This is a genomic window from Bryocella sp. (assembly GCF_058498515.1).
The window spans coordinates 119,975-143,247 of the sequence record NZ_JBMHYI010000032.1 but is presented as its reverse complement, the minus strand read 5'-3'; the positions used below and the strand labels follow the sequence as shown (position 1 = coordinate 143,247).

At 62.3% G+C, this 23,273-nt stretch carries 24 protein-coding genes; 12 read left to right on the top strand and 12 right to left on the bottom strand.

Annotation, left to right across the window (positions count from 1 at the left end; genetic code table 11):
• Positions 1–19: 19 nt before the first annotated feature.
• Both AC5E6W_RS10095 and AC5E6W_RS10090 read right to left on the bottom strand, forming a co-directional pair.
• On the bottom strand, positions 20–511 hold the full coding sequence (locus tag AC5E6W_RS10095) for a bactofilin family protein (RefSeq protein ID WP_491752161.1): 492 nt from the start codon (positions 509–511) through the stop codon (positions 20–22).
• A gap of 349 nt (positions 512–860) precedes the next feature.
• Positions 861–1,538 carry a hypothetical protein gene (locus AC5E6W_RS10090; protein WP_491752159.1) on the bottom strand — a complete coding sequence of 226 codons (678 nt, stop codon included), beginning with the start codon at positions 1,536–1,538 and terminating at the stop codon, positions 861–863.
• 241 nt (positions 1,539–1,779) lie between these two features.
• Here AC5E6W_RS10090 and infA point away from each other — a divergent pair, with 241 nt between their 5' ends.
• The 8 genes from infA to rplQ all read left to right on the top strand — a co-directional run bounded on the left by infA (position 1,780) and on the right by rplQ (position 6,368).
• Positions 1,780–1,998: a translation initiation factor IF-1 gene (gene infA, locus AC5E6W_RS10085; RefSeq protein ID WP_014264250.1), complete on the top strand. Its 219-nt coding sequence runs from the start codon at positions 1,780–1,782 to the stop codon at positions 1,996–1,998.
• An 84-nt stretch (positions 1,999–2,082) separates the two neighbouring features.
• Entirely contained in the window at positions 2,083–2,196 is a 114-nt protein-coding gene (gene rpmJ / locus AC5E6W_RS10080; RefSeq protein ID WP_182276027.1) for a 50S ribosomal protein L36, read from the top strand.
• A gap of 227 nt (positions 2,197–2,423) precedes the next feature.
• On the top strand, positions 2,424–2,804 hold the full coding sequence (rpsM, locus tag AC5E6W_RS10075; protein WP_491752158.1) for a 30S ribosomal protein S13: 381 nt from the start codon (positions 2,424–2,426) through the stop codon (positions 2,802–2,804).
• A 3-nt stretch (positions 2,805–2,807) separates the two neighbouring features.
• On the top strand, positions 2,808–3,236 hold the full coding sequence (rpsK, locus tag AC5E6W_RS10070; protein WP_491752157.1) for a 30S ribosomal protein S11: 429 nt from the start codon (positions 2,808–2,810) through the stop codon (positions 3,234–3,236).
• 185 nt (positions 3,237–3,421) lie between these two features.
• Positions 3,422–4,054: a 30S ribosomal protein S4 gene (rpsD, locus tag AC5E6W_RS10065; protein WP_491752156.1), complete on the top strand. Its 633-nt coding sequence runs from the start codon at positions 3,422–3,424 to the stop codon at positions 4,052–4,054.
• Between the two features lie 209 nt (positions 4,055–4,263).
• A complete protein-coding gene (locus AC5E6W_RS10060; protein ID WP_491752155.1) occupies positions 4,264–5,352 on the top strand; it encodes a DNA-directed RNA polymerase subunit alpha in 1,089 nt (362 codons plus the stop codon).
• 93 nt (positions 5,353–5,445) lie between these two features.
• Positions 5,446–5,805 carry a four helix bundle protein gene (locus AC5E6W_RS10055; RefSeq protein WP_491752154.1) on the top strand — a complete coding sequence of 120 codons (360 nt, stop codon included), beginning with the start codon at positions 5,446–5,448 and terminating at the stop codon, positions 5,803–5,805.
• A 95-nt stretch (positions 5,806–5,900) separates the two neighbouring features.
• On the top strand, positions 5,901–6,368 hold the full coding sequence (rplQ, locus tag AC5E6W_RS10050) for a 50S ribosomal protein L17 (protein WP_491752153.1): 468 nt from the start codon (positions 5,901–5,903) through the stop codon (positions 6,366–6,368).
• 375 nt (positions 6,369–6,743) lie between these two features.
• Here rplQ and polA read toward each other — a convergent pair whose 3' ends face one another.
• A complete protein-coding gene (gene polA / locus AC5E6W_RS10045) occupies positions 6,744–9,806 on the bottom strand; it encodes a DNA polymerase I (RefSeq protein WP_491752152.1) in 3,063 nt (1,020 codons plus the stop codon).
• An 87-nt stretch (positions 9,807–9,893) separates the two neighbouring features.
• On the opposite strand from polA, the gene AC5E6W_RS10040 reads away from it, so the two are divergent.
• Positions 9,894–10,397, top strand: a complete 504-nt coding sequence (locus AC5E6W_RS10040) for a nuclear transport factor 2 family protein (protein ID WP_491752151.1) — start codon at positions 9,894–9,896, stop codon at positions 10,395–10,397.
• Here the strand turns inward: AC5E6W_RS10040 and queA are convergent, their stop codons facing one another.
• From queA to AC5E6W_RS10020, 4 genes are all read right to left on the bottom strand, one after another.
• Entirely contained in the window at positions 10,398–11,585 is a 1,188-nt protein-coding gene (gene queA / locus AC5E6W_RS10035) for a tRNA preQ1(34) S-adenosylmethionine ribosyltransferase-isomerase QueA (protein ID WP_491752150.1), read from the bottom strand.
• A gap of 58 nt (positions 11,586–11,643) precedes the next feature.
• Positions 11,644–12,309, bottom strand: coding sequence for a lysophospholipid acyltransferase family protein (locus AC5E6W_RS10030; RefSeq protein ID WP_491752149.1), 666 nt, complete (start codon positions 12,307–12,309; stop codon positions 11,644–11,646).
• Positions 12,310–12,448: 139 nt separating this feature from the next.
• On the bottom strand, positions 12,449–13,678 hold the full coding sequence (locus AC5E6W_RS10025; RefSeq protein ID WP_491752148.1) for an ABC transporter permease: 1,230 nt from the start codon (positions 13,676–13,678) through the stop codon (positions 12,449–12,451).
• Positions 13,671–14,603 (bottom strand): ABC transporter ATP-binding protein, encoded by a 933-nt coding sequence (locus tag AC5E6W_RS10020; protein ID WP_491752147.1) that lies wholly within the window; start codon positions 14,601–14,603, stop codon positions 13,671–13,673. Before AC5E6W_RS10020 ends, AC5E6W_RS10025 begins: the two co-directional genes overlap by 8 nt.
• Positions 14,604–14,874: 271 nt before the next feature.
• Between AC5E6W_RS10020 and AC5E6W_RS10015 the strand changes: the two genes are divergently transcribed.
• A complete protein-coding gene (locus tag AC5E6W_RS10015; protein WP_491752146.1) occupies positions 14,875–15,477 on the top strand; it encodes a PAS domain-containing protein in 603 nt (200 codons plus the stop codon).
• A gap of 74 nt (positions 15,478–15,551) precedes the next feature.
• On the opposite strand, the gene glmM is transcribed toward AC5E6W_RS10015, so the two are convergent.
• The 3 genes from glmM to AC5E6W_RS10000 all read right to left on the bottom strand — a co-directional run bounded on the left by glmM (position 15,552) and on the right by AC5E6W_RS10000 (position 18,979).
• Entirely contained in the window at positions 15,552–16,907 is a 1,356-nt protein-coding gene (gene glmM / locus AC5E6W_RS10010; protein WP_491752145.1) for a phosphoglucosamine mutase, read from the bottom strand.
• A gap of 52 nt (positions 16,908–16,959) precedes the next feature.
• The gene (xseA, locus tag AC5E6W_RS10005) at positions 16,960–18,312 is read right to left on the bottom strand and encodes an exodeoxyribonuclease VII large subunit (protein ID WP_491752144.1); all 1,353 of its coding nucleotides are present in this window, start codon (positions 18,310–18,312) and stop codon (positions 16,960–16,962) included.
• Between the two features lie 295 nt (positions 18,313–18,607).
• A complete protein-coding gene (locus AC5E6W_RS10000) occupies positions 18,608–18,979 on the bottom strand; it encodes a response regulator (RefSeq protein ID WP_491752143.1) in 372 nt (123 codons plus the stop codon).
• A gap of 286 nt (positions 18,980–19,265) precedes the next feature.
• On the opposite strand from AC5E6W_RS10000, the gene AC5E6W_RS09995 reads away from it, so the two are divergent.
• On the top strand, positions 19,266–20,483 hold the full coding sequence (locus tag AC5E6W_RS09995; RefSeq protein ID WP_491752142.1) for a potassium channel family protein: 1,218 nt from the start codon (positions 19,266–19,268) through the stop codon (positions 20,481–20,483).
• Positions 20,484–20,587: 104 nt separating this feature from the next.
• Here the strand turns inward: AC5E6W_RS09995 and AC5E6W_RS09990 are convergent, their stop codons facing one another.
• Entirely contained in the window at positions 20,588–21,340 is a 753-nt protein-coding gene (locus AC5E6W_RS09990) for a tetratricopeptide repeat protein (protein ID WP_491752141.1), read from the bottom strand.
• A gap of 345 nt (positions 21,341–21,685) precedes the next feature.
• On the opposite strand from AC5E6W_RS09990, the gene AC5E6W_RS09985 reads away from it, so the two are divergent.
• Positions 21,686–22,435, top strand: coding sequence for a GvpL/GvpF family gas vesicle protein (locus tag AC5E6W_RS09985; protein WP_491752140.1), 750 nt, complete (start codon positions 21,686–21,688; stop codon positions 22,433–22,435).
• An 85-nt stretch (positions 22,436–22,520) separates the two neighbouring features.
• On the opposite strand, the gene pgsA is transcribed toward AC5E6W_RS09985, so the two are convergent.
• Positions 22,521–23,189 carry a CDP-diacylglycerol--glycerol-3-phosphate 3-phosphatidyltransferase gene (pgsA, locus tag AC5E6W_RS09980; RefSeq protein ID WP_491752165.1) on the bottom strand — a complete coding sequence of 223 codons (669 nt, stop codon included), beginning with the start codon at positions 23,187–23,189 and terminating at the stop codon, positions 22,521–22,523.
• Positions 23,190–23,273 lie beyond the last annotated feature (84 nt).

Below are 23,273 nucleotides of genomic sequence, written 5' to 3'. Positions count from 1 at the left end.
TCACAAAACTTCTTCGAATTTACCCTTCAGTCGGAGCAGAAGTCTCGCCAGCCTTCGCCGGCGCACCTGGCTTGGTGATGTCGATGCCGCCCTTGAAGAACGCGCCATCCTCAATCGAAATGCGCGCCGCGATCACATCGCCCGTAAGCGAGCCTTCGCTGCGGATGTCCACACGGTCGGAAGCCTGGCAGTTGCCACGCACCTTGCCCAGCACGACAATCTCGCGGGCGAGGATGTTGGCGGCCACCTGGCCATTGCGGCCAACCGTCACGCGGTTGCCAGGCAGGTTGATGGTGCCTTCCACCTTGCCATCGATGTACAGCGACTCGGAGCCCGAGAGCTCACCCTTGACCACCAGGCTCTTGCCGATGGTCGCCTGATCGCTGGCCGTAGCCGTCCCCGTGGCCGTCCCCGTGGGACGCGCCTCATAGCCGCCGGTGGCGGGAGTCGCCGGGCGCGCCGGCTCCGGAGTTGTCGGCGTCGAGCTGCCAGGCTGATTCGGTTTCCACATACAATCTTTTTCCTTTCCGGAATCTCTCGGTGTTGCTCTCGTTCATCGTTGCCCAGCAAGGCCGGACGCGTCGAGCGCGCAGTCTTCTCCGGCCTCGCCGAAGCTCCCGCGCTTGAGTTCACGATACTACTTCGGCAACACCCCGTGCGGCCCACCGTAACCCCAAATGCGCATGGATGGTAACCCTTTTTTCACGCCCGTCCACAGGACTTCATACGACACAGGAAGACTGTGAAAAGTGCCAAGCGAAAACAGTGCCAAGTGAAAAGTGCAACGAGGGTGGCGCCCTGTCGTCGGTATGCCTTTACTTGACCCTTGACCCTTGACCCTTGACCCTTGACCCTTGACCCTAATCCCTCTGTCCCTCCGGTACCTCGTCAGCATCTTCTACCAACGACGTCGTCCCCAGAAGATCGAATGTGACTGCCGCAAGCCCCGTCGGCCGCAGCGTCGCCCGGATCGGACCTCGATGCCACGTGCTGGCCGCGCAAACGGGGCGGGGAATCGGATTCAGCGGCCAATTCGCCAGCTTCTGGCTCACCGCCGCTCGCCGCGACCCCAGCTGGAAGACGATCCCCGTCAGCGTCGTCGACTTCACCAGCACATGCAGCCCGCAATAGGCCGCATAGTCCCGAAACCACACCGCCTCGGAGATCTCGGGATCGAAGTCCGGCAGATGCAGCGCTGTAATATGCCCTGTCACCCGGTCGACCGAAAGCCACGGCCCTGGCTGCCAGCTCCATCGGACAGCCTCGCCCGGCAGCGCATCGTTGATCCGCAACGCCCGCCGAATCACAAACGTACGGTCGGTGATGTCATGAAACTCCCCGACCGTCCACTCCTTCATCGCGCCATCCACCGAGAGCGGCCGAACCTTGAGCGTTGTCGCCTCTTGGCTGCGGTCCTCCGCGGTAGCCTCGGGCGGCGTATACGGAACCTTGCGGACTGGCCCGAGCATGACGGTATGAGGCTTGGGAGGCGCGGCCAGGGCTGTGGGGAGATACAGAACAGCCAGAAGTGGCAGCAAAACTCTAAAAACTCTACGGATGGGCTGCATGGCAACGGAGCATAGCATGCCGCACTTCCCAAATCCGGGGAAATCTTGTACCCTCGGTAATGGTGCGTGTCCCTTCCGCCGTCTTCGTCTGCCCCCTGGCAGGCTGAGAACCAGAAGCCCACGATACAGGACGTAAAAGGTCTGCGGGGTATGAAGCCCCGTAGCCAAATGAGTGCGGACTCCTTGCGGGGTTCCCCTCGAAGGAGACTGTTTGTCGAAGGAAGATGCAATTGAGGTAATGGCGGTCGTCGTCGAGACGCTGCCAAACGCGCTGTTCAAGGTCGAGCTCGAGAATAAGCACCAGGTTCTCGCGCACGTCTCAGGCCGCATGCGCAAGAACTTCATCCGCATCCTCCCCGGCGATCGCGTAGCCATCGAGCTCAGCCCCTACGACCTGAATCGCGGACGCATCGTGTATCGCTACAAGTAACCCGTTGTACGTTTCACGTTCTGCGTTCTACGCGTAAGCAGGGACGAACAACGTACAACGCACAACGTAGAACCGAGGATTCTCATGAAGGTCCGTGCATCCGTCAAGCCGATCTGCGACAAGTGCAAGGTAATCCATCGCAAGGGTGTCGTTCGCGTCATCTGCGAGAACGCCAAGCACAAGCAGCGTCAAGGCTAAAGCTGAGTGCCAAGTGTCGAGGGCCAAGTGATCTCACTTGACCCTTGGCCCTGAACCCTTGGCACTGACCGCTCCACCGGCCCCTCCAGGCTAGTTCGCCGATGTCAAGGCGTGCGTTGAACCCGGAGGAGGTAAGAGCCATCAGCAGGAAAGATGGCCAGACCAGCCGGAACCAAATCACCCCGCTCCTCTGCCAGTCAGAATGAGCCCAACCGAAAGGCACCCGCATGGCCCGTATCGCTGGCGTCGACCTGCCCCCCAACAAGCAGGCTCGCATCGCCCTCACGTACATCTACGGCATTGGGAACCCCCGCGCCCTCAAGATCCTTGAGAAGGCCGGCATCGACCCGCTCGCCAAGATGGCCACCCTCGACGAGGACCAGCTCAACAAGATCCGTCAGGTCATCGAGCAGGAAGGCCAGATCGAAGGCGATCTCCGCAAGGAAATCAGCCTGAACATCAAGCGCCTCATCGAAATTCAGTCGTACCGTGGCCTCCGCCATCGCCGCAGCCTCCCGGTCCGCGGCCAGCGCACCCACACCAACGCTCGTACCCGCAAGGGCCCCCGCAAGGGCACCGTCGCCGGTAAGAAGAAAGTGACGAAGTAAGCCATGGCAACCAGCAAACAGCAGCAGAAAACCAGCGGAGCCAAGGCCGGCAAGGGTAAGAAGTTCAAGAAGCGCGAACGCAAAAACGTTCCGTTTGGTCTTGTCTTCATCCAGGCTTCGTTCAACAACACCATCGTCACCATCACCGACCAGCAGGGCAACACGCTGTCGTGGAAGAGCTCGGGTTCGCTCGGCTTCCGCGGTTCGCGTAAGGGAACCCCGTTCGCGGCGCAGCAGGCAGCAGTCAACGCCGCCAACGCCGCTCGCGAGCACGGCCTGCGTGCGGTGGATGTTCGCGTCGCCGGCCCCGGTTCCGGCCGTGAGAGCGCCATCCGCGCCCTCGCTGCCGCCGGTATCGACGTTCGCTCCATCCGCGACGTCACGCCCATGCCCCACAACGGCTGCCGTCCGCCGAAGCGTCGCCGGGTGTAAGTACAGCTTCTAGCTCCTAGCCGTTAGCTCTTAGCTGGCGGCTGGGAGCGAAGCATTCTTGCTTCTGGCTAAAAGCTAGAAGCTAACGGCTAAAAGCTCGGCAGTTACGCTGCCGTTCGGATCGTGAAGAAGGGCCTGCCGGCCTGTAAAGCGATCGACACCAGAAGTTATTGGAGAGATAGAAAATGGCACGTTATACAGGACCCGTCTGCCGCCTTTGCCGCCGCGACGGTCAGAAGCTGTTCCTCAAGGGCGCAAAGTGCTTCACCGACAAGTGCGCCGTCGAAAAGCGCAACTTCCCCCCGGGACAGCACGGCCAGTCCAAGAAGATCAAGAAGGTTGTCGGCTACGGCCTGCAGCTGCGTGAGAAGCAGAAGGCCAAGCGCATCTACTTCACGCTCGAAGGCCAGTTCCGTGCCTACTACGAGAAGGCTGCCCGCAAGACCGGCGTCACCGGCGAACTGCTCCTCCAGCAGCTCGAGACCCGTCTCGACAACGTCTGCTATCGCCTCGGTTTCGCGATGAGCCGCCGCCAGTCGCGCCAGGTTGTCCGTCACGGCCACATCCAGGTCAACGGCCGCAAGGTCAACATCCCGAGCTTCCAGTGCAAGATTGGCGATGTCATCGCCATCCGCGAGAAGTCGAAGGCCATGATCATCCTCGAGGAGTCGAAGAACTTCATCGGCGGCCAGAACCGCGTCACCTGGATCGATGCCCAGCCCGAGAACTACAGCGGCAAAATCGTCTCACTGCCCAAGCGCGAAGAGATTCAGCTTCCGGTCAACGAGCAGCAGATCGTCGAACTGTACTCGAAGTAAGAGATAGCTGCTAGCCGTTAGCTTCTAGCTTTTAGCCGGTCCTGCCGCTTCCAACGGTTGTGATCTCTGAAAGCAGAAGCTAGCGGTTATGCACGCAGCCCAGCCTTTAGCTAGGAGCTAGAAGCTAACAGCTAGAAGCTGCCCTACCGCACCATCCCTGAACCGCCGCAGAATGCTTCGCGGAGGCAGGAGAAAGGAAATACCTACCCATGCTTTGGAGAGGTTTTCAAAAGCCCAAGCGTCTCGCCGTCGATCAGGAAACACTGACCCCGAACTTCGGTAAATTTTCCGCGCAGCCCTTTGAGCGCGGCTTCGGTACCACCATCGGCAACGCGCTCCGTCGCACCCTGCTTTCGTCCATCGAAGGCGCGGCGGTCACCGCCGTTCGCATCGAAGGTGTGCTGCACGAGTTCCAGTCCATCACCGGTGTGGTCGAAGACGCCACCGACATCATCCTGAACCTCAAGCAGATCCCGTTCAAGCTCAACGGCGACGGCCCCAAGGCGCTGTACCTCCGCGCCGACCAGGCGGGTCCCGTCATGTCGGGCATGATCGAAGCTGACTCCGACGTCGAAATCCTCGACCCCAACGTGTACATCTGCACGGTGAGCGAGGGCGGTCGCGTCGATATGGAGATGCGTCTCAAGCGTGGCCGTGGCTACGTCTCGGCCGACAAGAACTTCGACGCCGACCTCGGCATCGGCTTCATCCCCGTGGACAGCGTTCACTCGCCCGTCCGCAAGGTGAACTACCTCGTCGAGGCCGCTCGTCTCGGTCAGATCACCGACTATGACAAGCTCACGCTGGAGATCTGGACCAACGGGTCTGTTCTGCCCGCGGACGCCCTTGGGCTTTCCGCGAAGCTCCTGAAAGACCACATGACCATCTTCATCAACTTCGAGGAAGAGATCGAAGCCGGTGGTCACGACGGTCTGGACGGCCCGCAGATCCGCAACGAGAACCTCAACCGTTCCGTTGAGGAGCTCGAGCTCTCCGTCCGCAGCTACAACTGCCTCAAGAACGCGAACATCTCCACCATCGGCGAGCTCATCCAGAAGACCGAAGCCGAGATGCTCAAGACCAAGAACTTCGGCCGCAAGAGCCTGAACGAGATCAAGGAAATCCTCGCGCAGATGGGCCTCAGCCTGGGCATGAAGATCGACGAGAACGGCAACCCCGTACCCGGACCGACCTCCGTGCTCCCGGCCGCAACCCTGGCCGCCAGCTATGGCAGCTTCGAAGACGAGGAAGACGACGACCTCGACCTCGAACTCGCCAACGAGTCGGAAAACTTCTAAGAACAGGGCCCAGGGTTTAGGGCTCAGGGTCCAGAAAACATCGCGGGGCGGAACTCTCGCCCCGCAGCATTCTTCAGCAGAGCAGGACAGAGAATGGCATCACGAATAGAAACGTTCCGTGACTTGATCGTCTGGCAGACGTCGATGGATCTGTCCGTGGCTATCTATCGGCTGACCGGCACGTTTCCTCCCGAGGAGAAGTACGGTCTCACCAACCAGCTACGTCGTGCTTCCGTATCAGTCCCGAGCAACATCGCGGAAGGATTTGGTCGCGGAACCCGCAAAGATTATCGGCAGTTCCTGGTCGTTAGTCGCGGATCAGCGCTCGAACTCCAGACGCAACTAACTCTCGCGCGGCGGCTCGGTTTCGGTCGGCTCGTCGAATTGGAACAAGCCGAATCGCTCGCGGACGAAGTTGTTCGCATGCTGTACGGCATAGTCCTCAAACTCTGATCCAGTTCCCTTGGCCCTTGGCCCTTGAAACTTGGCCCTCAGAACAACCAGCAGCAACCGGCCGACAGCAATAGCTGGGCCGAAGGAGACTCTCGATGCGTCATCGTAAAGGCGGCTTTAAACTCGGCCGCAACACCTCTCACCGCCGCGCTCTTCTGCGCAATCTCGTCACCTCCATCATCCTCCACGATCGCATCGAGACGACTCTGACCAAGGCCAAGGCCTCGCGTCCCATCGTCGAGAAGATGATCACCCTCGGTAAGAACGGCAGCGTGCACGCTCGCCGCCAGGCTCTCGCCTACCTCATGACGCCGGAAGCCGTCGATCGCCTCTTCAAGATCGTCGCCCCGCGCTACGCGACCCGCCCCGGCGGCTACTCGCGCATCGTCAAGGCCGGCCCCCGCAAGGGTGATGCCGCCGAGGTCGCCTTCATCGAGCTTCTCGATGCAGAGAACGAGCTCGAGGCCAAGGCCGCTAAGCGCGAGCAGGCACGCGAGCGTCGCCGCGAAGAGCTCCAGAAGCAGCTCGAAGCCAGCCAGGGCAACGACGAACCCCAGTCGTAGTCAAACTGGCATCTGGTAACTGGCAATCTGGAAACTGAATTGCACATCGGCACAAAGGGCGCGCCATCAGGCGCGCCCTTTGTGCTTCAGAAGATCATCCGGGCCATCATAACGCGACTGACAACTCCAGACCCACGTCTCCAGACTCGATCGCAATCTTCTCCCGCACGGTTGGCATACTTCCTGTCGCCAATCACTACAATGGAATCAGGAGTCATGAGACCCTAGCCCGTCGACCCCGTACCGTTTCGGAGGTCCGGACCTAAAGTCTCTCTTTTGAACACTTGCAAAAAAAGCGGGGGGGGGGAGGGGGTACATATCATCCCTCCCGAGCCCTGGCTCTGGACCCTTGGCCCTGAACCCTTGGCCCTCGCTCTACTTGATGTCCCGCCAGTTGTCGCCCAGCCCAACTTCCGCGACGATAGGCACCGAGAACTCCGCAGCCGACTCCATCTCGGTTTTCACCAATTCCTCCATAGCCGCGGCCTCTTCCGGCACCACGTCGAAGAGCAGTTCATCATGCACCTGCAGCGTCATGCGGCTCTTGAGCTTCTTCTCCCGCATCGCCACATCGATCCGCAGCATGGCAATCTTGATCAGGTCGGCAGCGGTGCCCTGCAGCGGCGTGTTGATGGCAGTACGCTCCGCAAAGCCCCTCTGATTAGGATTGCGCGACTGAATATCCGGGATCGGCCGGATGCGCCCGAACGCCGTCCGCACGATCTGCGTCTTGCGCACTTCTTCCAGCGTGCGCTCGATGAACGCCGCCACGCCCTGGTAGCGCTCGAAGTACCGCGCGATGTACTCCTTCGCCACCGACTGCTCGATATTGAGCTGAGCCGCAAGCCCGAACGGACTGATGCCATACACGATGCCGAAGTTCACCGCCTTCGCCCGCGCCCGCGTCTCCTTGTCCATCGTCGCCGCGTCCACGCCGAACACCTCCGCCGCCGTTAGCGTGTGGATGTCCTTCCCCGTCCGATAGGCATCGACCAGCAGCGGGTCGCCGGAGAAGTGCGCCATCAGCCGCAGCTCAATCTGCGAGTAATCCGCGCTCATCAGCATGTTGCCCGGCGCCGCGATGAACGCCGCCCGGATCTCGCGCCCAATCGCCGTTCGCACCGGGATGTTCTGCAGGTTCGGATTCGTCGACGATAGCCGCCCCGTAGCCGTACCCACCTGGTTGAACGTCGAGTGGATCCGTCCCTCTGCATCCGCCAGCTGCGGCAATGCATCGAGGTATGTTCCCTTGAGCTTCTGCAGCTGCCGATGCTCCAGCACCTCCGCTGCAATCGGATGCGCCAGCGCCAGCTCTTCCAGCACATCCTGAGCGGTCGAGACGACCTTGCCCTTGCCGTACTTCATCGGCTTCGGCAGGTCCATCTTATTGAACAGCACATCGCCCAGCTGCTTCGGCGAGTTGATGTTGAACCGATGCCCCGAGCCCGCGTAGATGCGTTCCGCCAGGTCGTCGATCTGCACCGCCAGCCGCGACGACTGCTCCCGCAGCAGCTCGATATTCACCCGCACACCCACCTGCTCCATCTGCAGCAACACCGGCACCAGCGGCAGATCGAGCTTCTCATACACGTCAGGCAGCGAGCTGGATTCAGACAAGGGGCCAGGGTCCAGGGCCAAGGGCCCAGAGTGCGGGTCCATCGTTGCAGCGGCAGTATTCTGAGTCCTGGGCCCTGAACTCTGGGCCCTCGCACCTTCCAGCATCTCCTTCGAGAAGGCCCCACCGAGCCCAGGCTCGTCCTTCAAAATCTCGTGCTCAACCGTCGCTTCATGAAGCTGCGCGGTCAGCGTCTCCGCGAGCTTACTGATCGCGGACGCGGCCTCGGGTAGACGCTGCGGATCGGTGGGATTGTCTTTGCTCGGCTGATGCTTCAGCGCACGAGAGGTCGAGCGCGCCGCAATGTCCGCGAGTGTGTGCGAGCCATGCGTTGGGTTAAGTAGGTAGCTCTCGAGCATCACGTCCGTGACTGGACCACGCAGCGTGACATTGTGCGGCTCGAGCGCCCGCAGCACTGCCTTCAGATCATGCACCAGCTTCGGCAGCGACGCATCCTCCAGCGCCTCACGCACTCCCGGCGCATCAAGGCTCACACGCAGCGCATGCTCCGACGTAGCAGCCAGACCCAGCGTGCAGCCCACGTCGACAGTCTTCGCCTCTGCGGCCATACTGGCTGCAATCTCAGCCGCGGATGGAACCGGCGCTCCGAACAGCGACATCGTCTCCGGAGGCGCGGGCTCAGCCTCTTCCGCAGCGCTCTCATCGCCGCCTTCAGCGGCGATCTCTTCGGTGATCGCCTGCAACGTCTCCGCGATAGCAATCGCAAGCCCCGCAGGCGATGGCAGCGAGCTTCCCGCATCGTTCGCCGCGACCCGCGCCGTAGCGATCACCGCCGCAATCTCCTCATCCTTCGGCGCAAGGTTGTAGGTCGTCGCGACCGCCTGCACATCCGGCGCAAGCTCCTTCAGCAGTGTCGTGAACTCCAGCTCGGTGAACAGCGCGCGGCACGCCGCGTTGTCCAGTGGCACCGTGCGCATCGCCTCCAGGTTCACCTCGATGGGCACCGTCGTGTGGATGGTGACGAGCTCCTTCGAGAGCAGGATGTTGTCCCGGTTGTTCGCCAGCGACTCGCGATAGGTCTTGCGCTTGATGGCCTCAGGTGTTGCAACCGCCGCATCCATCGCGGCTTCCACCGTGCCAAACTGCTGAATGAGTTCGACCGATCCCTTATCGCCGATTCCCGGCGCTCCAGGGATGTTGTCGATCGAGTCGCCGCGCAGTGCCATCACGTCAATGACCTTGTTCGGAGGCACGCCCAGCACCGCCTCCACGCCGGCAGGGTCGAGCACGAGATTGTCCTTGGTCGGGTTCAGGATGCGCACATGCTCGTTCACGAGCTGCATCATGTCCTTGTCGGGCGAGACCACGAAGACCTCGTGCCCAAGCTCAGCAAGCCTGCAACTCAACGTGCCAATCACGTCGTCGGCCTCGAAGCCTTCGAAGTACACGATAGGAATGCGAAACGCTTCAAGCGCACGTCGAATATACGGCTGCTGCTGGATCAGGTCCGGCGGCGTCTCCGCGCGGTTCGCCTTGTAGCCCGCGTATTCGACCGCCTCAAACTGCTGCGTCTTCATATTGAACTTCTGCACATCCTTCAACTGCCCCGCAAGCTCGTTGCGATGCACCGGAGCGCCCACGTCGTACACCGCGGCCAGGTACTCGGGCTGGAAGTCCTTGCGCAGCTTGTTCAGCATGTTCACGAACACGTACGTCGCGGCGGTAGGCACACCGGTGCGCGTCGTCATCGGCCGCGAGCGCTGCATCGCGTGATACGCGCGGTAGATGAACGCCATCGAGTCGAGGAGGTAGACAGGTGGCTTCTTGCCAGATTGGGTCTTATTGTCGGTCACGGTGGACATAGTCCATTCGATGGTACGGCCCGTCACAGCGGCTTGGCGAACTTGCTTGTTACCTTGTGCAAACAAAGTGTTGCAGGAGAATTTTTTATGCGTATTCGTTGGATGTTGTCGGGCCTGGTGGTTGCTTCGCTGGCCCTGCCAGGTCTGCCGGCCAAGGCACAGATTCCGGCGCCGTTTCCGCACATCGTTGCGATGTCCGCGGACCAGAACGCCGTCGTGGGCGTGATGCGTGCGATGTACCACGCGGCGGCGACCGACGACCTCATGAAGTTCCATGAGCTGATCGCGCCGGGATTTTATGCCTTCGATGGAGGCAAGCGCTATGAGGCCGAGGAGTTGATGGGCATGATCATGGACTATCACTCGAAGGGCATCAAGTTCGTGTGGGCCGTGACCAAGCCGGATGTGCACATCGCCGGAGACCAGGCCTGGGTCACCTACACCAACTCCGGCTCGATCACGATGGGCAAGGGACAGACACCGACACCCACGACCTGGCTCGAGTCCGCCGCGCTGGTCAAGCGGAATGGTACGTGGAAGCTGGCGTTCCTCCACTCCACGCGCGTGCCGGTAACGATGCCGACGAAGTAGCTACGTGATCAGCATGCAGTCGCCATAGCTGAAGAAGCGATAGCGCTCGGCGACGGCATGTGCGTAAGCGCGGAGCGCGGTCTGGCGTCCCCAATCGAGCTCGTCGCGATGCGCATCGCCGAGGAACGCGCTCACCAACATCAGCAGCGTGGACTGCGGCAGATGGAAGTTCGTCAGTAGACTGCTGACGAGCAGGAAGCGATCATTGAGGACGGGCGAGAGGAACAGGCTCGTTGCTCCGGAGTGTGCGGCAATCTCTGCGCCTTCCGGCGTGATCCGCGCGATGTGCTCCAGCGTTCGCGTCGTCGTCGTTCCCACGGCAACGACGCGGCGTCCTTCGCTCTTGGCGCGGTTAAGCGCCTCTGCGGTCTCGGCCGAGAGCGTATAGGGTTCGGCGTGCAGGTGGATGTCCTCAGTACGCTCAACGCGCACCGGTTGAAACGTACCGAGCCCAACGTGGAGCGTAATCGTCGCCAGCTCCACGCCCCGCACGCGCAGCGCGTCGAGCACCTCCGGCGTGAAGTGCAGGCCGGCTGTTGGCGCGGCAGCCGAACCACGCTCGCGTGCATACACCGTCTGGTATCGCTCGCGATCCTCCGCAGTGTTGGGCGTAGCCCTATCGCGGTGGATGTACGGCGGCAGCGGCAGATGTCCGATGCGATCAAGGGCCGCGTGGAACTCCGTTGAGCCAAGATTGAAGCGCAGAGTGCGCTCACCAAACTCACCCGTCTCGATCACCTGGGCACTGAGCGCCGCGTTCCTCTGCGTGCGTGGCGTCCACTGCGTTTGCAGTTTGTCTGCGTCTGAACTGTGCTCATGGAACAACAGCGTCTCGCCGGGCTGCACTTTTTTTGCTGGCTTCACCAGCGCGCGCCAATCATTGTGCCCTTCGGGATTGGGCAAATGCTCCACGAGCAGCACCTCGACCAGCCCACTTGGAGCCGGTGAGTTGTGCTGTGTCGTGAGTCCTGCGCGCGTCGCGAACAACCTCGCCGGCAGCACGCGCGAATCGTTCATCACCAGCAGATCCCCGGGCCGCAACAGGGAAGGAAGATCGGCGAAGTTGCGGTCCGCTAGCGCGCCGGTCGCTCGATCGACGGTCATCATGCGGCTGGTGCCGCGCGTCGCTGGCGGCTGCTGCGCGATGAGTTCTTCAGGAAGATCGAAATGGAAGTCGGAGACAAGCATGAAGGGCAGTGAGTAGACAGTAGAACGATAGTGAGTAGTGAAGAACGGCAAGCTCGGGTTATGACGTTGGCGAGGACATGCTCACCGCCTGATCCAGCGCGGCCTGCACGGCAGCGAGTGTTGCTTCCGGCGCATCGTTATCGACGGTGACGTGCGCGGGCCAGCCGAAGGTGATCGTCGCGAACGGCTTGGGGATCATGAAGCGGTCCCAGCTCTTCATCTCCCAGCGTTTGTCGGGCTGAGCATGGAACGCCCCGATCCACGTCGCTCCTGAGAGCTGTGCAAGCTGCACGGGGCCGGCTTTGCAGACCATGTTCGGCCCTCGCGGACCATCGGCTGTAAACGCGCAGCGATGTCCCTCGCTATAGGCCTGCGCCATCGAGCGTAATCCCGAAGCTCCACCGCGCGAACTGGATCCACGCAGCGGATAGAAGCCGAGATGCTCGACGGTACGCGCGATGAGTTCGCCGTCGAACGATGCGGAGATCAGGATCGCGATGTGCTTGTTCTTGAACCGATGCGCGCAGGTGAGCAGCGTGCGATGCCAGAACGCGAACACCACCGGCCCGGGAATCGTAATGCCGATCGGTACCGTGCTCCCACTCGCGTCGACCGCATTCACGTCGCGATAGCGCCACGTCAGCCCCATCAGGCGAATGAGCCACGCCGCCAGCCGCGGCACGATGGCGAGGATGATCTTCTGCTTGGTGGTGAAGTGCTGCACGCCTCTAGTTTACGTGGTGTGCACCTCGCTCTCGATGATCGAAGCGCAAACAAGAACCCCACCTCTCCCAGGGAAAAGAGAGGTGGGGCACCCAATCGGGTGAGAGGTTGCGAGACGTCGTCAGCTCTGACCGTGAACTCTAGCTGTAGCGCATCCAGCGCACGATCTCCGGCACGCTCGGCTTCTTGCCGTACATCAGGATTCCGATGCGGTAGATGCGGGCGCTCAGCGAGAGAATCCCCGCGATCGTCGCAGTCATCAGCGCGATCGAGAGCCAGATCTCCCAGGCCGGTACATGCGTCAGTGAGATGCGGAAGTTCATCAGCAGCGGGCTGCAGAAGGGAATCAGCGAAGCCACGCGGGCCAGCATCGAGTCCGGTGCGCGCATGATCGGGAAGATCATCACCATGCAGAACACCAGGGGGATGACCAGGAACATGTTCAGCTGCTGCAGCTCCTGTTCGCTGTTCGTCATCGCTCCCAGCGCCGCAGCGATGGAAGAGTAGATGAGGAAGCCGAAGAGGAAGTAGAGGACAAAGAACCCGATCTGGGCCAGGGTGATGATGGGGTGTCCATGGGTCGCGAGTCCAGGAGCAAGCCCCGAACCCGCAATCGCAAACGCCGCCAGCATCCACACACTGATCTGCGTGAGGCCCACCGCGCCGACACCGAGAATCTTGCCCGCCAGCAGTTCCTCCGGCTTGATCGTCGCCAGCAGCACCTCGAAGATACGGCTGGTCTTCTCGTCGATGATCGATCGCGCCGTGTTCATGCCGTAGAGCATGATCACCATGTACATCAGGAAGAAGAGCATGTACGCCGCGAGGAACGCTGTGCCCGCATCGCCGCTGGAGCTGGTGTCGATCTTCACCGGCGCCGTCAGTTGGTCGATGTCCCCGGTCGTGAGCCCATGCGCTGTCAGCCGCTCGCGCATCAGCACCGCACGGAGCGCGTCCTGCAGCGCGTTGGCGGTAGCAATGTCACCCGCCGAACGCGCGCTGTAGGCAACATCGGGACGTGCTTCCGCGGTAGCCCCAGGCAATACCCACAGATAGCCCGCAAGCGTGGAGTCCTTCGCATGCAGTTGTGCGTTGAGCTGTGCGCGCACGGCATCGGAGGGCGCATAGAGATCAACGCTCATCTGTGCCTGCTGGCCGCTCTCCAGCTGCTGCTTCATCTCTTTGCCGAAGCTCTCGCTCGATGTGACGATGGCCACGTGCGACTGCGTCTTCGAGGTCACCATCAGCAGCATGCTGCCGAAGATCAGCGTGCCCATGAGGATGGGGATGAGGACCGTGGCGAGGAGAAAGCCCTTGGTGCGGACGCGCTCCAGGTACTCGCGGCGAGCGATAAGGATGACGTTATGCATCGACCGTGCCTCCGTGTTCCGCATCGCCAAAGCTGGCCTTCACGCGCTCGATAAAGATCTCTTCGAGCGTCGGCTCGACCACCTCGAAACGCACGATGTTCGTCCCATGCTCCAGCGCGTGACGCAGCACGCACCGCGATTCCATGCCCTCGTACAGCTTCAACTCCGCCCCATCCTCGTAGAGCTTGTAGCTCTGCACCGAAGGATGGTCCAGGAAGCTCTCATCGCCGGTGTACACGATCTCCACGCGATTGCGGGGATACTGGCTCTTGATCTCGCGCATCGAGCCCGAGAGCAGCAGCTTGCCGCGCGAGAGCAGCGCGATCGAGTCGCAGAACTTCTCCACCTGGTCCATGCGGTGCGTGGAGAACAGGATGGCTTTGCCCTGCGCGCGCTGGTCGATGAGCACATCCATCAGCAGCTGCGCGTTCACAGGATCGAGGCCGCTGAACGGCTCGTCCATCAGGATCAGGTCCGGATCGTGCAGCAGCGCAGCGATGAACTGGATCTTCTGCTGCATTCCTTTGGAGAGCTCTTCCGTCTTTTTCGTCAGCGTGTCGGCAATCTGCAGCCGCTCGCACCATGCCACCGCGCGCGACTTCGCCGTCGACGCGTCGAGCCCATGCAGCCGGCCGAGGAACACCAGCTGGTCCAGCACCTTCATCTTCTTGTACAGGCCGCGTTCTTCCGGGAGGAAGCCCACGCGGGCAAGCTGCTGGCGGGAGAACGGCTGGCCGAAGAGCAGAACTCCACCGGAGTCCGGCATGGTCATTCCGATCATCATGCGGATGGTCGAGGTTTTCCCGGAGCCGTTTGGCCCCAGCAGGCCGAACATCGAGCCCCGCTCGATGTTGAGGGACAACCCCTCTACGGCAACCTTGGCTCCGTATTGTTTCCGAATTTGTTGTAGCTGGACGATGGGCATAAGTCTTTGAATTGACGCAAGTGTACGGCCCGGTCGAAGATCCCTAGCCCATCTTTTAGTACTTGAAAACGCAGTGTTTAGTAACCTCCCGCCGGGGTACTGACGGAAGGAATGGGTTTGTCGTGCTCCGCGGGGTCGAAGCATGTCGCGCAGGCATCCACTTCGCCAATACGTACCCGAGTACGTGTCCCAGCGAGAGACCTCCCAAACGCAGCGCTACTGCCTATGCTCAATACATTCGTGGACCCAGCGTCCGCCGGAGGTGTTTCCGATGGACCGTGCCCTGACCGACAACGTGGCCGATCGCCTGGAGGCGCTGGAGCGGCGGCAGGAGGAGCTGCTGCGTGAGCAGGATCGACTCAACCGCGAGCTGCTCGCTGCGCAGGAGCGCTTTCAGTCCTTCATGGATGAGAGCCCCTTCCTGAGTTTCGTCAAGACCATGGATGGCCGCATGGTCTACTACAACCGCCGCTTCGCCGAACGCTTCGGCATCTCCATGACTGCCTGGTTGGGCAAGACCGACTTCGATCTCTTCCCCGTGGACGACGCCAACGCCTATCGTGAGAACGACCTCGCCGTGCTGCGTGGTGGCCGCCTTCAGGTGCTGGAGGAGCGCAGCCGCGAGTCCGATGGCAGCCCATCACTCTGGCAGGTCCACAAGTTCCCCTGTTCGAGCGGAGAGGGCCTCACCATGCTGGGCGGCATCGCTGTGGACATCACCGATTCCATGCTGCGCGAAGAGAAGATGGCGCGTATGCGCAAGGAACTCGGCAGCCTGCGAGAGCAGGTAGAGATGATGAACGCCGTCGCCAGGCGCGAGCGCTCCGACACCATGAGCGAACGCAAGATGGAGATGGCACTGGTCGAGATGTAGCCAATGCGGAAGTCAACAACGACAAATGCCTCCACGCCGTGGAGGCATTTGTTCTTGCTGATGCTGGAGCGGACCTACACACCCAGCTCCGCACGGATCGCATCCGCAATCGCCTCAGCGTGCCTCCGCATCGCCTCTTCGCTCTCGGCTTCGATCATCACCCGCGCCAGCGCCTCGGTGCCGGAGTAGCGAATCACCACGCGCCCGCTATCCTTCAGCTCTTCCTCGGCCGCCTCGATCTTCTCGACTACAGACGGGATCGTGTCCAGCGGCTTCTTCTCCCGCACCTTCACGTTCAGGATCACCTGCGGATAGTTCTTCAGATCGGCGATCAGCTCACCCAGCGTCTTGCCGGACCGATGCATCACGTCAAGCACCACCAGCGCCGTCAGCAGTCCATCGCCCGTCGTCGCGAGAGCAGGGAAGAGGATGTGCCCCGACTGCTCGCCGCCCAGCGACGCGCCGGACTTGCGCATCTCCTCGAGCACATACTTATCGCCCACCGGCGCGCGCAGCATGTGGATCCCCGAGCGCTTGAACGCAGCCTCCAGGCCCATGTTGGACATCGTCGTCGCGACCACGATGTCGCCCGCGAGCAGGCCGCGTTGCTGCAGGTCGCGCGCGCACGCCAGCATCACCGCATCACCGTTCACCACATTGCCACGTTCGTCAGCGAAGAGCGCGCGGTCGGCATCGCCATCGAAGGTAAAGCCCATCGAGGCCTTGCGCACCTTCACCTCCGCAGCAACAATCTCCGGATGCAGCGCTCCGCAGTGGAGGTTGATGTTGCGTCCATCCGGCGACGCATGCGTCACCTCAATGGTACCGCCGAGTTCCGCGAACAGCTGCGGCGCAATCGCCGACGCCGCCCCGTTCGCGCAGTCGATCACCACCGTGCGATTGTCCAGCGAGATATCCGGCACGGCAGAGAGCAGGAACTCGATGTACTCACGCCGGAATGCCTCGTTTGCTTCGGGCAGCTCGCTCCCTTGGCCCTTGGCCCTTGGCCCTTGACCTTCGCCGAGCGCCTTCTCAATCTCTGCCTCAATCCCCATTTCGACGTCATCCGGCAGCTTGTATCCATCGCCGCCGAAGATCTTGATCCCGTTGTCCTCCCATGGATTGTGCGAGGCGGAGATGACCACGCCCGCGCTGAACCCATGCTTGCGAGCGAGAAACGCAATGGCCGGCGTCGTAATCACGCCCGCAAACTCCACCTTCGCGCCTGCAGCGTCAAGCCCTGCAATCAGCGTCGCGGCGATCCATGGCCCGCTCTCTCGCGTGTCCATGCCCAGGACGACTGTGACCGGCTTTGCCGGAGCCCCAAGCGTGGTCGCCAGCGCGACCCCGACCGCGTAGACCGTCGTCTCGTCCAGCGGCGCCTCCCCGGCGACCGCGCGAATCCCGTCTGTTCCAAACAACTTCCGCATCTCTACAGCCTAACCTTTCGAGTCCAGGGATAAGGTCTTTTGGGGATGAGATCTAGCTCTTGCTCGTCTCGACCACGTCCGCCTGGATGCGTCCATGAGCCAACCGCGCCGTGATCCTGTCCCCAGCCTTCGCGGAGTCCCCTGACCGCAGTAGCCGGCCATCCGCCCCGTAGACCAGCGCATACCCACGCTCCAGCACCTTCACCGGACTCAGGGCCTCCAGCCGGCTAGTGAGCTGCTCGAGCCGTAGCGTCCTCGCGCGGGTCACGGCAACGGCGGTTGACTCTAACCGTGTGCGCAGGACTGCAGCGCTCCGTTCATCGACCGCAAGCCGCCGGCGAACATCCTGCCTTGCCAGCCGCGAGCCAAGCTGCCCAATCTGTGAGTTCTTGCGGGTGAGCCTGCGGCGCATCGCCGCCTCGGCCCTGAAACTCAATTCGTCGATCCGCTGCGCCCGTTGCCCCAAAGCGTCCTGCACCCGTCGCAGCACCATCGCCGAGCTGAGGCCCGCAAACTGTTGCCGCGCTCGCAGCATCTCGTACTGCCCCGCGCGACGCACCCTCGCGTCCAGCCGGGCCAGCCGCTCGCCGATTTGATAGTGCGCCGCCGTCACCAGTTCGGCCGCCGCGGAAGGCGTTGGCGCACATACATCCGCAGCCGCATCGGCAATCGTGCTGTCGGTCGCATGGCCAATGCCGGAGATCACCGGGACGTTGCACGCCGCAATCGCCCGCGCCACGCCTTCATCGTCGAAGCCGTGCAGGTCTTCCCAGCTTCCCCCGCCGCGCGCCACCAGCACCACGTCCGCCAGCTCCGGCCGCGCCGAGAACCAGTTCACGCCAGCGGCGACCTCGCGCGCACAGTTCGGCCCCTGCACCGCCGCGGGATAGATCAGCAGCCGCACTGCCGCATGGCGTCGCCGGCAAACCTTCACGATGTCCCGCAGCGCCGCGCCCTGCACACTGGTCACTACGCCAATACAACGCGGGAACGGCGGCAGCGCCCGCTTGCGGTCGAAGACGCCTTCCCGCCGCAGCCGCTCCTTGAGCTCGCGCACGGCGGCCAGCATCGCGCCCAGCCCCATCGGCTCCATGCTGTCGGCGACCATCTGCATCTGCCCGCGGCTCTCGTACAAGCTCAGCCCGCCGCGCACCCGTACGCTGTCGCCATCCTTCGGCTTGAATCGCAGCCGCTGCGCGCGGTTGCGGAACATCACGATGGAAAGCTGCGCCACCGAATCCTTGATGGTGAAATAGCAGTGCCCGCTTGCCGCCGGACGCCAGTTGGAGATCTCGCCCTCCACTGTCACCGTGCCATAGCCACGCTCGATTGTGCCGCGAACATGCCGCACCAGGTCGCCCACGCTCCATACCCGGGCTGGATCAGCGACAGGCGGAGTTGGCACGGGCTCACGTGCGATTGCCTTCGTAGGCGCTCGCGGTTCTGGCGTGGATGCGGCAGGTTGGGGAGTGGAAACGAGCGGATCCGGCGAAGGAAGCGGAAGCGTGTCGAAGAGTCCCGGCGGTCCGGAGCTCTCACGCGGAGAACTCCGCCGCTTTGGCGCAGAGCGTCCTCGGCGCAGCTCGGCCAGCGTGGGAATACCGCTGGGCTTGTCCTCTCCGGGCTTCATGCTCAGGTTGAGTGTACGCTGCGGGGTGTCGTGGAAAGCCACAGGCTGAGGCCTGCGCCAGCCGCAATGGCTATGCCTGTAGAAGTTCCTGCGCCTCGCGGATCAGATCTTCCGGCCGCACAGGTTTGAAGAGCACCCGGATGGGCCGCCGCGTGAGCTCGGAGTGCATCTGTACGTGCGAGTTGTTGCTCTCGTAAGCCGTCAGCATCAACAGCTTGCAGTCAGGAACCTCGCGATGGACGGCATCGGCCAGGTCCAGACCGCTCTCCCCGGGCATGGTAACGTCGGTGAGCAGCAGGGACGGCGAGAAGCTGCGAGCAAAGTCCAGACCCTCCGCCGCGTTATAGCGCGCTTCGCTCTCGAAACCATTGACCCGGAATACCAGGGACAAGGTGTCGGCGACCAGACGGTCATCGTCTACGATCAATATCCGTGGCTTCATGGACGCACCTCGATTCCGGCTGAATGGGGCGTGATCTTGTCGGGAGAAAGCCTGCCCATCACGACAGTCTCGGCAATGGTCAGAGTCATTACCCCAATAGACCCTGATTGCGGCGTTTCGACTCGAACGCCCGGTAAAAAATCCCTCTTCTGACGCTGGTAAATGGCCTGAGTTCAACCCACACTAGATCAGACCGCAAGCCAATGCCAGCCGGTGCGTAGGTTTTCACGGTACAGACGTATTCGCAGGATCAAATTGGGGCGGCGGGAGACTGAAGGTCAACAGTATGCATAAGTTTGCGCTCATTCTGGGTGGTCTCATCCTTACTCTCGCCCTGCTGGACGCCTTCCAGACGATCATCCTGCCGCGGCGTCCGGTGGGCCGGTTCCGCATCACGCGCCTGTTCTTTCTTGCCACCTGGACCCCCTGGCGCGCCGTAGCCCGCACGATCCGCACACCCAAGGCTCGCGACCAGTGGTACAGCTTCTATGGCCCACTCTCCCTGCTGCTGTTGTTTGTCCTTTGGGCCGCGCTCCTGGCCGGAGGATATGGCCTGATCTTCTTCGGCCTGCATACTCCGTTTCATGACCCAGCCAATCTGGCCGGCTCTCTGACGCAGCTTCGTACGGCGATGTATGTCAGCGGATCCACCATCTTCACGCTTGGCCTCGGCGACGTGGTCCCCTCGACCCACCTTGCGCGAGCGCTGGTGGTGGCCGAGGCTGGCACGGGCCTGGGCTTTGTCGCCCTGGTCATTGGCTATGTCCCGGTGCTCTATACCGCGTTCAGCCAGCGCGAGATCGCCGTCGCTCTCCTCGACGCTCGTGCTGGCTCCCCTCCCACCGCCGCCGAGCTGCTCGTGCGCCACAGCTTCACCGGCGGCAACGCTGCGCTGATCGAACTGCTGGCCGAGTGGGAGCGCTGGTGCGCCACGCTCCTCGAAACCCACATCTCCTACCCTCTGCTCTGCTACTACCGCTCGCAGCACGACAACCAAAGTTGGCTCGCGGCCCTCACCGCCATCCTCGACGCCTGCGCTCTGCTCATCACCACCGTCGAAGGCCCCGCGACCCGGCAGGCCCAGCTCACCTTCGCCGTCGGTCGGCACGTACTGGTGGATATCGTGCATGTCTTCCGGCAGGAGTCCATGGAAGCCGGCTTCTCACAGAAGCCCATGGACAGGCTCGCCGACGAGGAGTTCGCGCGGCTATGCAATGCGCTCGGCTCCGCCGGGTTTTCGCTCTGCGGCGACATGGAAGCCCACGCTCGCCTCCTGGCCATCCGCAGGCTCTACGAGCCCTCGACCTGCGCCATGGCCTACTTCCTCGGCCTGGATCTCCCGCGCTGGGTCGCTCCTCCTCGCGACCCGAACAAACGCAAGGACAACTGGACGACGGTCGCAGACCTCCGAACGCCCGCAGCCCTCGCCGATCGCCTCCGCTCGCATGTCAGCCCGCTCTCCACCGCAGACCACTTCACCGACGAAGACAGGCCCGGCGACTAGATTCGGCTCCTCGTCTTCGTGCAGTCGGAACGCAACAAGGCCGCCCAAGCTGGGCGGCATTTGTCGATCGCTTTGTCTCTTCGCGGCGTCAGCCGCAACTACGCTTATTGCAGTCCGGGAGCTCCGGTGCCCTGCGGGTTCAGCTTCTGCGTCGCGAACTCAGCGGCTACGCCCGGGTTCCCCTTGGAATCCTTATCCTTGTCCTTCAGCTGCGCGAAGATCTGGCGTGCCTGCTCCGGCTTGCCTTCCGCCTGGTACAGCTCGGCGAGCTGGATCTGCGCCAGGCCTGAGGGAACAGTGGCAGCGTTGGTCTTGGTCAGCTCGCCATATAGCTTCACCGCCTCGGAGTCGCGGCCGGTCTGCTGATACAGCTGCGCCAGCGCGAGCTTGCTCAATGCGGCCACGCCCGAATCCCAGCTCGAGGCCGACGCCTTCAACGCCGTCTCGGCCGATCCGTTCTGGCCCTCCTCCATATAGGTGAGGCCCGCGAAGTACCCGGCCAGGCGCCCGGCCGGCGTCATGCCGTATTGGTCGGCAACGCTCTTGAACTGTGCGTTCGCGGCAGCGGCGCGATCCTTCAGCGTCGGGAAGGTCTTCATCCCCGGAGGCAGCTCCTGCCCAGGAGTCGTCACCGGCGTCTGGTAGGTCTGGATCGCCGCGCCCAGAGCGGTCGAAGCCGCCGTCGAGCGGTGCTGGTAAAACGACCAACCGGCCACCAGCAACACCAACACGCCGGCGATGATGAGCCCGCGGGTAATGGCCGTGGAGCGGTTGTGCTTCGCCCAGTCGATGCTGTTCTCGGTCAGGCTGACAAACTTGTCCGGCTGCTTAAGCTGCTGTTTCGTTGCGTTATCCACTCGTGAATCCTTCGTCCAGAACCCCTGACGGATCAGGGAAGATTCGTCGGGGCCCACCGCCCGGACATCGCCTCAGTTTATCAGGATTACTGCGTTGCGCCGGGTTTTGACAGTTAGGAATGCGGTCAGAAGCGCCCCCGCGCGATGCCGGAGATAACACACGCGATTCGCACACTTCCTGCTTGCCAACCGTTATTCGCGCGGCATACTATCCGTCTCGCTATCGGTACAGTGCACTTCAAAAAGGGCACGCGCCAGATGGAGGCAGTGCGTTCAAACACAAGTAGCTGGACGACGAAAGGCCGAAGAGGGATCACCTCTCGGCGACCAGGAGCGAACCAAGTCATGGCATGGTATGCCTACTGCATCACAGAACGGAACGCCTATCCCGAATTAGCTCGTCATCGCCGCCCGATGCCTCTGGAGGGGCTGACCGGGCTTTTTGGAAACCAGACCTTCTTCTTTCCTGCGGCGGACCTCGCCGTCATCGTCTCGGAGCACCAGCCTGAGGACACCGCCCGGCTTTCCGGCCCACAAGGCCAGTCGGCGGCCCGGGATCACGCCCGCGTGATCTCCAGCTGCTTCTCGAAGTCAACCGTCCTGCCTTTCCGCTTCGGTACCTGCTTTGAGGACGACGACGCCCTGCGCCGTTCGGTCCGTTCCAACCAGCGTCACTTTATGGCCAACGTCGAACGCCTGCGCGGCAAGGCGGAGATGCACCTGAAGGTCGTCGTCGACGATATCTGCCCCGAATCCAAGGGACAGCGCGTCACCGGCGCCGCCGGACAGGAATATCTCTCCCACCTGCGCGAGTCCGCTGGACATCAGCGCGAGCGCCAGTCCCGTGCCCGCGCCCTGAGCCTGCAGATGCACCGCATGTTCCTCCCGCTCGCGGAGGAGATCACCTGCAAGCGCATGGAGTCGGGCAAGATGCTGCTCGACATCGCTCACCTCGTCGATAAGAAGACGGTCGAGCGCTACCAGAACAAGTACTCCACCGCGACCAAGGAATTGAAGGACTGCGCGATGCAGCTCTCCGGCCCCTGGCCGCCATATCACTTCGTTCACCGCGAACAAAGCCGCTCGCACGCATAGTCGCGAGCTGCCGCATGGATAGCAAAAGCTCCGGCCTCAGGCTGGAGCTTTTACTTTTTCAGCAGGTTGTCATGGTCGAGCGCAGTCATGCCTTCTGCTCGGCCTTTTCCGCAACCACAGCAGCCTTTTTCCGGCTCAGCACCAGACTCCGGCGCTTGCGGCTGTTGTCGCTGGCGTGGTCAATCTTGTTCCAGAACCCAATAAAGTAGTCCGCACCCGAGATCACCGAGACCGCAGTCATCCAGTACGTGGCCATGATCGCCGTGAAGGCTACTGGGAAGGGATACCACCCCATCTGCCAGTGATCCCAATGGTGGCTCAGGATGCACGCGACCACCGCAACGATCTGCACCACGGTCTTCAGCTTGCCCACATCGCTCGCGGCGATCGTGAAGCCCTCGTTCGTCGCAATCGACCGCAGGCCGCTCACCAGGAACTCGCGCCCGATCACCAGCACCACGATCCACGGCTTCATGATCTCCGGCGTATACGCCACCAGCAGGATGAATGCCGTACTCACCATCAGCTTGTCCGCCAGAGGATCCAGCAGCATCCCCAGCGTCGTGATCTGTCCTCGTTTGCGCGCCAGGTAGCCGTCCAGGCCGTCGGTGATCGAGGCCAGGATAAAGATGGCAGAGGCCAGGATCTCCTGCTCGCCGTGGACACCATGCACCGGAAACTTCGGGCTCAGCACCCAGATGAGAACGGGGACTGTGGCAATACGGCTCAGCGTAATGGAGTTTGGCAGGTTCACGTCGGCTGGGTACACGCCTCGGCGCGCCCGGGGCCGCCTCGACGTCCGGCGTACCCGATGCCCGGGGACCGGCGTTGCGGCCCG